Origin of the sequence: Streptomyces glaucescens (assembly GCF_002154375.1) — a bacterium.
GTDB classification, from domain to species: domain Bacteria; phylum Actinomycetota; class Actinomycetes; order Streptomycetales; family Streptomycetaceae; genus Streptomyces; species Streptomyces glaucescens.
In genome coordinates this window covers 1-11,873 of record NZ_MUND01000351.1, presented here as the reverse complement: position 1 = coordinate 11,873, position 11,873 = coordinate 1, and the positions used below count along the sequence as shown (strand labels likewise).

Genomic DNA, 11,873 nt, shown 5'->3' with positions numbered 1-11,873 from the left:
GCGGTGATGACCCGCCAAGAGCTCACCCGATAACTCACTGGCCCAGTATTGTCCACCCTCAGACAGGATTACGGCGCCGCCCCACTCATTAAGGGCTGACCCGTAAACGGGTGCCCCCTTGCCGATCCCGGATCGGACCGTGTCGGTGGCTGCTGACAGGGTTCTGATCAAGGGTTACGATGTCGGCCCGTTGGTGCCGGGCGAGTCACTGCTGGCCCGCCCGGTCTTTTCGTCGAAGTGGCCGTTTCGGTTCTCGGATGTGATCGCTGGGGGTATGGTCCTTGCATGAATCCGAATCTGTCAGGGTGATTGTGGTGCTACCCACCGGGCGATCGGGTTACTTCGGCCCCGATGAGTACGGGATCACGTGGCAGGTCCGGCAGGCTATTCGTGTCGCCGGCCGCATCTCTCCGGGCGCGGGAGTCGATGTCGTCCTGTACGGGGAGCCAGCCGACGGCAGGAGTGCAGACGGCGGCATCGCCGTGCGTATGCGCGTGGAGCCGGAGTTCCTAGAAAAATGGGCTGGTGAATGGGGGACGATTTCGGACGCTGGAGGCCTCTCGTTCCTTGAGGACAGGCGTCCGGCTACTCGTGTTGAGAGGGTGTTCGCGGTGGGTAGCTCCTCGATGAGCCGCCCTCTCGTGGCACTGGGCGAGGTGACCGCGATACTGCGGGAGGCCCCGGGACCGACACTGGTGCTCTTTCAGTTGGACAGCCGGTTGCAGGAGGCGGAGGTAGTGCTGGCGATTCGTGCCGCGGGTCAGAAGGCCGTTTTCTGGCAGCTGTTCGGCTGGAGACATTCCATAGGTGAATCCTTCTGGATCCAAGGGGGGATGTATCGGGGGCGCGTACTGCCCAACCTCGCCGTGCACTTCAGTGCCAACTGGAGTGACCGCGCCGTGACCCGACGCTTCACCCGCTGGCGGAAGAAAGCACTCGTATGACCGAGGCGCCGGTTAGCCCGTTCATTTGATAACCCGCCAGCCTCAAATTGCTGACCCACCGTCGCACTTTGGGATGCCACCCACTAGTCTTCTGAGTGAGTTTCTGCTCAGATAACTGGCGAGGCGTTCGGGGATATCGTCTGCGTGCCCGGCTCGTGCACGTCGACCAGTACTACCTGCGCGCCGACACCTCCGCCGCGGCGAACGCGCGGCTCATCGCCACCCAGGCCGGCATCCCGATCGTGCGCTGCTGGGGTGACGGGCTCCTCGCCTCCGTGGACGGGCTTCGCTTCCAGGTACCGGTGCGCACCGTCAACGCCGCCCCGTCACCCTGCCGCTGGCGCCCGCAGTCCGGGCGGCACGCCCTCGCCGGCACGCGAGTGATTGATCCGCGCACCACCCGCGTGGGTAGACGGATGGACAGACGGTCAGCGACGCCCTGGCGGCGAGCACCATGACGAACGGACCGAGGAGGAGGAAAGCGGCTGGAACCGTCACCGAGGGTCAACCGCCTGTTCGGCCCGCCGCGTAACGCAAGCGCCGGACAGCACTGACCTGGACACCAACGTACCGCCGGGGCGTGCCGCCCGTCCCTCGGCCTGGAGCGCAACAGGAGGGCGCCAGTGACCGCCATACCCGAGGGCCGCGACTGGACCCGCATGAAGCGTGCCGACTTCGACGACTTTGCCCCGCTCGACCTGGTCGACGCGGCCGTGTGCCGGCCGGTACCCGCCGTGCCCGACGAATGCGGGACACAAGCGCTGTTCGGGGCGGATCCGGAGCCCGCGCGGCGCCGCCGCACCCGCACACCAGCCCAGGCGCAGACCGAAGACCCCGAGGACACCGACACCTTGTTCTGAGCCGGTTTCGGCATGCAGACGTGATGCTCTGGGTGGCGTGCCGGCGCCTTGCGCGGCTTCTGGGCGGCGGGAGCACGGGAACCGGCGACACGGCTGAACTACGGGTCCGGCACAGACTCGGCAGGGGGCCGAACCGCCGCGGACGGGCGGCCAACGGCAGGCCATTGCCTGCTTGAGGGCGGTTATGAGAGGCAGCGAGAGGCGATCGAAAGCGTACGCCTCGGCCGGTAGGGGCCTTCAGACCCGGCTGATACGACGTCGGGCGCCACTGCTGGCGGAACTGGGCCAGGATGCGGGCAGGTGGAAGAGGCCCTGGGCCGGTCCCAGCGTGTCGATGATGTGGAACAGGCAGTTGCCCCCTCGGCCTCCCCGTTGTCGATCACGTCGGATATCAGCTGGCCGGCGGTCGGTTCTCCGGCCTTGCTTGCGGCGCCTTCATCTCGGCCATGGCGGGGTGAGCGGGCTGCCGACCAGGAGTCCTGTGGCCCAGCATGCGCGCCACGGTCGTGTCCCTCCTCACCGTCCTCACCTCCGCGGCCCCGGGCACGGCAGGAATACTCCAAGCACGGCTGGGGCTGAGTCGATCATGAGTGAGATTCTCGTGACCGGCGCGACCGGCAATGTTGGTCGGCACGTTTCAGCTCTTGGCCGCGGGCACCGCTGCGCGGGCATTGGCGCGTGATCCCGACTCGGCCGGGCTACCAGAGGGAGTCAAGGTCGTAGGCGGCGATCTCTCCGAACCGGACACGCTGGACGGGGCGCTGGCAGGGAGCGACACAGTATCTCCACGCCGACATGGAGCGCCTGATCGAAGAATCCGGCCTGGAGTGGACCGTCCTGCGGTCGAACACCATCGCCTCCAACGCGCGCGGGTGGGCAGCGCAGATCCGCACCACGCGCGTCGTTCGCGGTCCCGACATCGCCGCCACGGCAGTGATCCACGAGCGCGATATCGCGGCTGTGGCGGTGCACGCGCTGACCGATGACGGGCATGCCGGTGCGAAGTACGTCCTGACCGGCCCGCAGATACTCAGCAGAGCCGAGCAGGTACGTACGATCGGCGAAGCGACCGGCCATTTCGTTGCGCTTCGAGAAAGTCCCCGTACAGGCCGCACGACAGCAGATGCTCGCCGACGGCAGGCCATCCGCTCTCGTCGAGGCCCTGTTGGCCAGCGCTGAAACGCGGCCCGAGTCGAACCTGATCACATCCACGGTGGAAGAGATCACCGGAGCGCGGGCGCGCACGTTCCGTTCGTGGGCGGAAGAGCACGCGGGCGAACTTTCGCTAGTTCGCGCACAGAGTCCGGACGCGCCGGGTTTTTGTGAGGCAGCATGGGCTGCCGGTGACTGGTCGCGGGTCACCGACTGCAATGTGGAGATCCGCAACCGCCACCGGGCGCGGAGGTGGCGATGACGCAGGCCGCGAACCGCCCGCCGCCAAGATGGCCGCGCAACTGCAAGACGGTATCCGGAGGAGCGGGCTGTGCGGCGGCCTGCGGTCTTGGAGTGCTTCGTCGGGGATCAGGCTCAGGTCCGCGAGCGGTACGGCGACGAGCACGGCGACCTTACACGTCGCGGCGAGCCCGCGCGCGGAGAGCCCCCTGCCGCCGACTGCCAAGGTCGACGCCCACCGGCGCATCGCGTGAGGGAGTCAGAGGGCTGTCTGCGGAGCACAGTTGGCGGCTCGTGCCGGAGTGAGTACGTGTACTCATGCCCTGGATCGCCGACGTCAGCATGATGCGTGCATGCGATCGAGATCTTTCCCGAAGTCCGTGCTGGTGGCCGCGCTGGGCTGCCTCGTCCTGTCCGCCTGCGGCACCCAGCGGGCCGCCTCCGACCACGCGGCCCCCGCGGGCAGCGCAGTGAAGGCGACCTCCTCCCCGAAGGCCCCGCCGAGCGCGGAGGACCAGGAGGTGCGGTTCATCGGGCTGGTGGGCCGGGCGATCGACGCCTGCTCCCCGGACCCCCCCAGCGACAAGAGCGGCGAGGGTGGTGAGGGTGTGCCCGTGCCCGGGGGCCTGGTGCGCGATTCTCCCGGAGACAGGCGCCGTTGTCCCGGATCCGGTCGGAGTGTTCACGGTTGGAACATGAAGAAGCGGCCCAGTGGATCCGGCTGGGCCGCTTCTCATCCTCTTAGTGACGGTTGATCAGACCAAAACGAGGAATAAATAGGGTCAAACTAGGTGTCACGTAGAGGTCTCGTCAGACCTCTCAGCAAGTGAACAGTTCTCGTCAACAGAATCAATTTGGCGAATCACATCGAAGCCGCAGAGTCCACCGCGGTCATGAATGTCTTCGATCGTGATAAGAGCACCACCAACAGCCTTTACAAGACTGAGAGTCAAGGTGGCCGCCACAACGACAGTTCCAATCTTCAATCTGCCAGACCGCTTGGGCCTACCACGCGGGTCTACTCGTCCGGTTTGAGCGTCATCACATCCTCCTTCCGCTTCCACAAAATGGTGACGTTGTCTCAGGGCACGTGCCCGCGAGAAAACTTCCGTAATCTTCATGCAAATGTCTCCTCATCTACTGAGCGACAGGCGTCGCACAGGAGAACCACCGGTGATGGCCCTCATGCGCGGCGACTGTCCCCGTTTGATGGGGAGTGGGTCAGCGCCAACAGCGCTGATACATGAGACCAGGTTAGGCAGCAGACCCCAAGTCCGCCATCACCCATACGGGTTACGGCCTACGCACTGCCCGTACGTCGTCTGCTGTAGGGGGTGTCTAAGGGGTGCCTATGCACCCTGGGATGGTCGGACCCCTCGCCGAGCGGACCCGCGATCTCTACGCCGACGCCGAGCTACGCCTAAAGGGTGTTGCAGAAGGCCGTGAACTGGGCATCTTCGTTGTATGGCTGGGGTGTTGAGGGCCGAGCGGGTGTGGGTGGAGACGTTCACCGGGCTGCGGGTCGATCAGTTCGGCCGGTTACTGAAAGCGGTCCGGGAACGTGGGGGCGAGGGGTGCGGCTGGGGTCGGCCGTGGCGGCTGCCGCTGGCCGAGCGGGTGCTGCTGGTGGCGGTGTACTACCGCACGAACCTCACCATGCGGCAGCTCGGCCCGCTGCTCGCGATCGAGCCGGCCCGCGCCTCCCAGGACGCAGTCGAGCGGCTGTGGATCGTGGACGGCACCCTGGTCCCGGTCCGCGACCGCAAGGTCGGAGCCTCGTCCCGCAACTACCGGTTCTCGGCGAACGTGCAGGTCATCGTGGACGCCGAGACGCGCCTGGTGGTAGCCACCGCCCGCCCGGTGCCCGGCAACACGGCGGACGCGAAAGCCTGGCGGGACTCCGGCCTGGCCGCACACTGCGAAGGTGTGACGGTCCTCGGGGACGGCGCCTACATAAACACCGGCCTGATCGTCCCGCACCGAAAACGACCCGGACGCCCGCTGTTGAAAGCCGAGGAAGAGGACAACGCCCAGCATCGCAGGGTCCGCGCCCGCGTCGAGCACACCTTCTCCCGCATGAAGAACTACAAGATCCTCCGCGACTGCCGGCAACGCGGCAACGGCCTCCACCACGCCGTCCAGGCCGTCGCCCGCATGCACAACCTCGCCCTCGCCGCATGACCGCACACGCCCAGACACCGCTTCAGCCTGAGTGATCACGGCCTTCTGCAACACCCTTTAGGCGGGTGAGTTCCGCGCTGAAGTCACGCAGTTCGGGCGACGGGCGCGAAGCGGACTTGACGAGCTGCGCTACGGAACGGGCCTGCTTGGATACACAACCGGGTTTCATCAGACCCGCCCCTCCCACCTGCTCGGGGTTCATGGCCTGTTCTGCCATCGCAAGGAACGCTGTGGCCATGTGGGTGGGAGCAAGGTAGGTGACCTCCGGCACTGTGACTGTGGAGCCGTCGTCCATGTGCAGCGAGATGGTGAAGGTGTAGATGAAGGGCATCGACCCCTCTCCGTACCTCTCGGGTCCCACAGTGAATGCCACCCGTTCCTGGGTGTGGGGCGGGAGGGTGTACTTCATCTTCCGGGGAATGACGGAACCAGCACCCGCCTCTTGCGGGATCTTGACGTTGTACTGAGCCTTGATGTCGGTTAGCCCGGCACCGTAGGTACAGCGAACCTCAGTAACGGAAGTAAAACGTACTTCAGCATGGGTGACGAGGACAGGATTGTCTGCGCTGTTCCTCAGCGTCACACTGACGACGGACGTGGGCACCTTGACCCGTTCGGTGACCTGGCCATCGGCGATCACATCCGCGGCGATGTTCTGCTCCCGGTCGACGTCGGAGTCGACCAGCTCGACTCGCGGCGGTGGCTCGGGGTCGGGCTTGGGCTGTGCATCGGGCCAGAACAAGAAGACCAGCCCCACGATCCCGGCGACCACTGTAAGGGCGGTGCCGATCATCTCGAGCTTTCTGTGCTGCCTGGACCAGAAGCCTCCTCCCTGCTGTTGCCCCTCATCCCGGGCCGCCGCCGCATCAGCCCCGCCCGCCGACGGCGCGGAACGCTCGCCGTCACCGTCGACGCTCTGAGCACGTGACTGTGACGGCACAGGGTTAGCACTTGTCGCTTCCCCTGAGGGGGTGCGCTGCTCCCCGTCACGTAACCCGTCCGTCTCTTCAGAACTCATGGCTGTCACCTCCCCGTCGTCACGGTCGCCTACCCCCACCCAGGTGACGTCTTGCTGACTATTGCCAGAACGAGTGCGGCTCAGTGCCTTGGTAGGCCCCTCCATCACGCTTTCGTCCGGCCTTGCCAGGGCACCGAGCTGCCACATCCACGTTACGGAGAGCTCTTCCGGCCCGGGTGAAGCCGGTGCTCAAGCCCCTCATCAGCGGTCCGTCGATGCCTCTGAACCCGGTGACACCACTCCCCGGATCATCAACAACAGGAGGGGGAAGTCATGCCGGACCCGAAGGCCGGAGGCCCCATTGCGGAGCCACGAAGACGGTGACGGGGGGCGTGCGTGGACGGCGCGCCGCCGTCTTGCAAAGGGCACCGGCACCCGGTCGAGGTGACCTCCCGCCAGGGACCCTCCGTGACGTCAACGGCCGGGTGGCCGGATACGGATTCAGTGGAACCGGGTGGTGTAGAGGCGGGCCTTGTAGATCTGCGCACCCGGTCGGGTGCGGTTGCCTCCGGCTGAGAAGTGGACGGTCGAACCAGCCCAGACCGAGTCGTTGATGTCAGGGTCTGCCGTCCACATGGCTTGGCCGCCGGCGTGCCGGACGTAGGACTTCACGTACGGCATCTTCGCCACCACGGTGACGGCCCGGGTCGCTTTGTCGACCGAGTAGACGCGGTGGCTGTCGGTGACCAGCAGGGTGCCCGGCCGGGCGTAGTCGGGCTGGATGTCGTGGCCGTTGCCGGCGATGGTGATGTCGGGCCCGTGCTTCTGCAACCGCGCCGCCCGCAGTGTGCCGTTGACGCGGTAGGTGCGGATGAGGGTGCCGCCGGTGACCCACAGCAGTCCGTTCTGCTCGTCCCACAGGACTGCGTGGGCCTTGGTGAAGGTGAGTGTCTGCACCTCCTTGAGGCTGGCGGGGTCGCTGCTGGAGGGGGCGAAGACGTGCAGCCGGTCACGGGAGCCGGCCACGACGACCGTTCCGGCGTGGGGCACCCGCTCGATGCTGTGCGGGTAACTGGTGATCCGGGCGGACCATATAAGGTCGGCCCGGGTGAGGTGGCTTTTGCTGGTGATGTTGACGATGCCGGCCCGGCCCTCGCCCGGTTTGCCGAACGTCATCAGCGCGATCGCTCCGTACCGCTGGGTGTCCCGGAAGCGGATCTCGAACGGGTGGCTCCAGCCGGGGGCGTTGCCTGTGCTGAAGCTCCACCGCACATTGGCGTCGGTGAACTGGGCGGTCCGGTCGAACAGCAGAACCTGACCCCGATTCTGCTCCGTGATGGCCACCTTGTAGTCCGAAGCGGCCTGCGCTGCGGATGCGTTCATCTGGCTGTCCTCTCTGCACTGTCCCGGTCTGCCGACGTCGGCTGGAAGCCGGGTTTCCCTGTGCTGGTGTGCTGGTCTTCCCGCACGTCTTGCGAGTCCACTACGCCTCCTTCGCTCGCTCAGACCGCGGTCATGGTCGCGGCCGCAGTCGTCCGGTCGCCTCGGGATGCCGGGCCCGGCGGGAGGGTCCGGACCCCGGCCGGGAACGTCTGGGCTCCGGCCGGGAGTGTTCGGACCCCGGCCGGGAGGCCTCCTCCGTGCCGGTCTTCCGGCCGGGGTCCGTGCCGTGGATCAGAAGGTGTTCGCGTTCAGTGCCTTCTGGAGCAGGCGGGTGGTGTCGGCGTCCCAGTCACCGCCGGCCGTGGCCCCGAGGCGGGTCCGCAGGGCGGCGACGGTCTTCGGGCCGACGATCCCGTCCGCCGTGACCTTCAGATAGCCCTGGAGAGCCTTGATGGTCAGCGGCCCGAAGGCGCCGTCCACCTCGAGTCCGGCCTGGGTACGGCTGTTGAGCGACCGCTGGAGCGCGGCGCACGTGGCCGGACCGAACACCCCGTCGACCTCCAGGGTGTCCACCTGCTGGACCAGGACCCTCGGCCGGATCGGCTTGTCACGGCCGGCGAGGACGGCCTTCATCATCGCCGCCGAGTTCGGACCGTACTGGCCGTCCACGGTCAGGCGGTACTTGGCCTGGAAGTCCTTGACCGCCTTCTCGGTGGCCGGCCCGAAGTCGCCGTCCACGACGAGCTTGGTCTTCAGTACCGTGTTCAGGTTCTTCTGGAGGGTCTTCACGGCGTTGCCCTTCGAGCCGCGCCGCAGGATACCGTCGCCGCTGGGCATGGGAGCGCTGCCGCCCTTGTAGGCGGGTCGGCCGTAGCCGACGATGCAGGCGGAGTTGCGGCGCCTGCGCCGGAAGGCGTCGGAGGTGTTGCCCTCCAGGGTCGTGATGGTGCGGTTGGAGTGCACCGCCTCGACGATGCCGACGTGGTCGATGGCACCGATGGAGCGGGAGCCGGACCAGTCGAAGAAGACGATGTCACCGGGACGGATTCCGCCGATGCCGTAGTGCCAGCGGCCCTTCTTCTGGAAGTAGCGGGCGTGGGCGACGGTGTAGGCGAACTTGCCGCCTATCGCCGCCAGGTTGTCGGAGTGGGCGGCTGCGTAGCTGACGGCCATGTTGCACCACGGGCCGCGCAGTCCGTACCACCGGGTGACGATGTTGTTGTTGGAGCCGGGCGGGTTCTCCCTGACGCCCAGCAGCTTGCGGGCTGCGGTGAGCATTCCCTGCACGTTGCCCATGTCAGATCTCCATGTCTTCCGGGAGGGCCTGGACGTCGCCGTCAACGGCGATCGCGGGGTCCTGGCTGACGCCGTCCTGGCTGGGGTCGACGTCGAAGACCCCCGCACCGCCGACGGGATACGGCGACTGCTGTTCCTGCGTGGGCTGTTCCTGCGTGGGCTCGGTCATGAGCCGTTCCTCTCTCGTGTCGGACCTCGCCGGCCGAGGACCCCCCAGGAGGTGCGGGGCCGGCGGTGGGCGGCGCCGTCGCGGTGCCGCTCGACATCGAGTTCAGCGGGCCCGGCGTTGATAAGCAGCCCGCATTTGTGCAGGTGAACAATTCCGCCGTGCGCAAGAGCGCCGCTTTGCCCACCGACGCGGGCGGGTTCTACGGTGTGTGCGTCAGCCTGTGTTGTCGGAGCACCATCAGCAGACGGGGCCGTCGGGGGAGTGGAGGGCACAGGGTGGGGCGCAAGGAGAAGCCGCTTGACCCGCACGCGGGTCCGGTACAGCGGTTCGCGGCCGACTTACGGGCGCTGCGCACGGAGGGGGGTGCGCCGACGTACCGGGCGATGGCACAGCGCAGTGGGTACTCGGCTCCCGCACTGTCGCAGGCGGCCGCGGGGGAGAAGCTGCCGACACTGGCGGTCACCCTCGCTTACGTGGCGGCGTGCGGCGGCGACGCCGACGGGTGGGAGAAACGCTGGCGGATCATCGCACAGGAGCTGGCGGCCACGCCGAGGCAGGATGCCGACGCCGAGGAGTCCCCGTACCGCGGTCTGACGCGGTTCGAACCCGCAGACGCCGACGTCTTCTTCGGACGCGACCAGCTCATCGAAAGCCTGCTCGATATGGTGCGAGCCCACCGCAGTGTGGTGGTGCTGGGCCCCTCCGGCAGCGGCAAGTCGTCCCTGCTGCGCGCCGGGCTGATCCCCCGCCTGAGCGAGGGCGCCGGACTGGACACGCCGCTCGCCGCGATCCGCATCCTGACGCCCGGTGCGCACCCGATGCGCACCCACACCGAGCGGCTGCGGCACGCCGACAAGCCCGGCGACACCCTCGTACTGGTCGACCAGTTCGAGGAGGTGTTCACCCTCTGCACGGACCCGGCCGAACGCGCCGAGTTCATCGAACTCCTGCTCACCTCCCTGGACCCGGCCGGCAGGCTGCGCGTCGTCCTCGGTGTCCGCGCGGATTTCTACGGCCGCTGCCTGGAACACCCCGAACTGGTCCGGGTGATAAGTGAAGCGGGCATACCGGTGGGGCCGCCGAGCCGCGAGGACTTGCGTGAGGTGATCGTACGGCCCGCCACCGTACGGGGACTGACCGTCGAGCGGGCGCTGACCGCCCGGCTGCTGGACGAGGTGGCGGGCGAGCCGGGCGCTCTGCCCCTGCTTTCGCACGCGCTGCTGGAGACCTGGTTCCGCCGGTCGGGCCGCATGCTGACGCTGCAGGCGTACGAGGCCGCGGGCGGCGTGCGCGGCGCGATCACCCAGACCGCCGAAGAGCTGTACGGCGAACTCTCCCCCGAGCAGGCCGCCTTGGTACGGCGCATCCTGCTGCGGCTGATCGCGCCCGGTGAGGGAACCGCGGACACCAGCCGTCCCGTGGAACGCGCGGAGCTGCGCACGGCGGGACCGCACTCCCCGGAGCAGACCGGCGCCGTCCTCGACCGGCTGGCACGGGCCCGGCTCGTCACGCTGGACGGCGACACCGTCCACCTCGCCCACGAGGCGCTCATCACCTCCTGGCCCCGGCTGCGCGGCTGGATCGACGACGACCGGCACCGGCTGCACGCCCTGCGACGGCTCACACAAGCAGCCCAGGCGTGGCAGGAGCTGAAAAGGGACAGCGGGGCCCTGTACCGGGGCGCGCGGCTGGCGGAGGCCGAGGAAACCTTCACCGGCACGGACGCCGCCGAGCTCACCGCGGTGGAACGCGAGTTCCTCGCAGCCAGCCGCTCCGCCCTCGCCCGCGAACGGCGGCGCCTGAAGGGATGGGTGGCCTCCGTCTCGGTGCTGCTCGTGCTGGCCCTGGTCGCGGGCGTGGTCGCCTGGCAGCAGAACCGCGCCTCCGACCGCCGCCAACTGCAGGCCGCCGCCGGCCGCGCCGCCACCGCCGCCGAGACCCTGCGTTCCTCCGACCCGGTGCTCGGGCTGCGGCTTGCCGCTGCGGCGTGGCGTCTGAACCCCGGACCGGAGACCCGCTCCGCCCTCCTCGGCGCCGTGGGCCAGAACGAACTTCCCCCCTTCGCCCCGAACCGTGCCGGCACGGTGGAGGGATACGTTCTCAGCCTCGACGGCCGCACGCTCACCAGCCTCGACGGTCCCGACGGCATCACCCGCTGGGACCTGCACACCCGCCGGCGGATCAGCAGCCACCGAGTGCCGCCCGGGGGGGTGTTCGAACCCACTGTGAATTACGATGGCTCGCCCCCCACGAGTCCCGACGGCCGCTATGTGGTTGTGCAGGACATACAGGCGGCACGTTTGCGTCTGTGGGACGTCCTGGCGGAGCGGTTCCGCGGTCCGTGGGTTCCCGACCTCAGATGGCACGAGACGGAGAAGCTACCTGCATCCGAGCAGGTGGACATCCATGGGGGCGCCGCGGGCTCCGCGGGTGACGTGTCGTCGTCGGCACATGGTTACCTCACCGGCATCGTGGTCTCCGACGACTTCAGCTCCAGCGGGCACGCATGGATCTCCCAGACCGGGGAGCGGCTACGGGGATGGGATACGAGTGATGGACGGCGCCTGTTCGACGGGCTTCTGCCCGACGGGGACACGACCGCCTACGACATCACCGCGGACAACCGGACCCTCGCCGCGTGCACGCCCAAGGGCTTGCGTCTGTGGGACCTGCGCTCCCAGCGCAGTCGC

The 11,873-nt window shown here is 67.9% G+C and carries 10 protein-coding genes and 2 pseudogenes; 8 read left to right on the top strand and 4 right to left on the bottom strand.

Annotated features, from left to right (window positions below; all coding sequences use genetic code 11):
* The first annotated feature begins 281 nt into the window (after positions 1–281).
* The 7 genes and pseudogenes from CCN42_RS22735 to CCN42_RS22705 all read left to right on the top strand — a co-directional run bounded on the left by CCN42_RS22735 (position 282) and on the right by CCN42_RS22705 (position 5,377).
* The gene (locus CCN42_RS22735; protein ID WP_143661990.1) at positions 282–944 is read left to right on the top strand and encodes a VWA domain-containing protein; all 663 of its coding nucleotides are present in this window, start codon (positions 282–284) and stop codon (positions 942–944) included.
* Positions 945–1,087: 143 nt separating this feature from the next.
* Positions 1,088–1,402: pseudogene (locus tag CCN42_RS45675) on the top strand (Tn3 family transposase); the annotation flags it as partial.
* A 165-nt stretch (positions 1,403–1,567) separates the two neighbouring features.
* Positions 1,568–1,804 (top strand): hypothetical protein, encoded by a 237-nt coding sequence (locus tag CCN42_RS22725; protein WP_086738308.1) that lies wholly within the window; start codon positions 1,568–1,570, stop codon positions 1,802–1,804.
* A gap of 620 nt (positions 1,805–2,424) precedes the next feature.
* A pseudogene (locus CCN42_RS44680) lies at positions 2,425–2,526 on the top strand (hypothetical protein); the annotation flags it as partial.
* Positions 2,527–2,599: 73 nt separating this feature from the next.
* Complete coding sequence (locus CCN42_RS44675) at positions 2,600–2,983, top strand: SDR family oxidoreductase (protein ID WP_245877422.1); 384 nt, start codon at positions 2,600–2,602, stop codon at positions 2,981–2,983.
* 566 nt (positions 2,984–3,549) lie between these two features.
* Complete coding sequence (locus CCN42_RS42160) at positions 3,550–3,951, top strand: hypothetical protein (RefSeq protein ID WP_143661989.1); 402 nt, start codon at positions 3,550–3,552, stop codon at positions 3,949–3,951.
* 709 nt (positions 3,952–4,660) lie between these two features.
* Positions 4,661–5,377, top strand: a complete 717-nt coding sequence (locus tag CCN42_RS22705; protein ID WP_086738300.1) for a transposase — start codon at positions 4,661–4,663, stop codon at positions 5,375–5,377.
* 22 nt (positions 5,378–5,399) lie between these two features.
* Here the strand turns inward: CCN42_RS22705 and CCN42_RS22700 are convergent, their stop codons facing one another.
* From CCN42_RS22700 to CCN42_RS42675, 4 genes are all read right to left on the bottom strand, one after another.
* Positions 5,400–6,395: a hypothetical protein gene (locus tag CCN42_RS22700; RefSeq protein ID WP_143661988.1), complete on the bottom strand. Its 996-nt coding sequence runs from the start codon at positions 6,393–6,395 to the stop codon at positions 5,400–5,402.
* Positions 6,396–6,836: 441 nt separating this feature from the next.
* Entirely contained in the window at positions 6,837–7,718 is an 882-nt protein-coding gene (locus tag CCN42_RS22695) for a DUF6528 family protein (RefSeq protein WP_086738295.1), read from the bottom strand.
* 291 nt (positions 7,719–8,009) lie between these two features.
* Positions 8,010–9,014, bottom strand: a complete 1,005-nt coding sequence (locus tag CCN42_RS22690; protein ID WP_086738292.1) for a peptidoglycan-binding protein — start codon at positions 9,012–9,014, stop codon at positions 8,010–8,012.
* A 1-nt stretch (position 9,015) separates the two neighbouring features.
* Positions 9,016–9,183, bottom strand: coding sequence for a hypothetical protein (locus CCN42_RS42675; protein ID WP_158101790.1), 168 nt, complete (start codon positions 9,181–9,183; stop codon positions 9,016–9,018).
* A 383-nt stretch (positions 9,184–9,566) separates the two neighbouring features.
* Between CCN42_RS42675 and CCN42_RS22685 the strand changes: the two genes are divergently transcribed.
* Positions 9,567–11,873, top strand: a 2,307-nt coding sequence (locus CCN42_RS22685) for an ATP-binding protein (RefSeq protein ID WP_143661987.1), incomplete at its 3' end; no start/stop codon positions are given.

Coding starts and splice junctions, on each gene's coding strand:
- CCN42_RS44675 (WP_245877422.1), top strand. CDS start 2,600: ATGGAGCGCCTGATCGAAGAATCCGGCCTGGAGTGGACCGTCCTGCGG.
- CCN42_RS42160 (WP_143661989.1), top strand. CDS start 3,550: ATGCGATCGAGATCTTTCCCGAAGTCCGTGCTGGTGGCCGCGCTGGGC.
- CCN42_RS22705 (WP_086738300.1), top strand. CDS start 4,661: ATGGCTGGGGTGTTGAGGGCCGAGCGGGTGTGGGTGGAGACGTTCACC.
- CCN42_RS22700 (WP_143661988.1), bottom strand. CDS start 6,395: ATGAGTTCTGAAGAGACGGACGGGTTACGTGACGGGGAGCAGCGCACC.
- CCN42_RS22695 (WP_086738295.1), bottom strand. CDS start 7,718: ATGAACGCATCCGCAGCGCAGGCCGCTTCGGACTACAAGGTGGCCATC.
- CCN42_RS22690 (WP_086738292.1), bottom strand. CDS start 9,014: ATGGGCAACGTGCAGGGAATGCTCACCGCAGCCCGCAAGCTGCTGGGC.
- CCN42_RS42675 (WP_158101790.1), bottom strand. CDS start 9,183: ATGACCGAGCCCACGCAGGAACAGCCCACGCAGGAACAGCAGTCGCCG.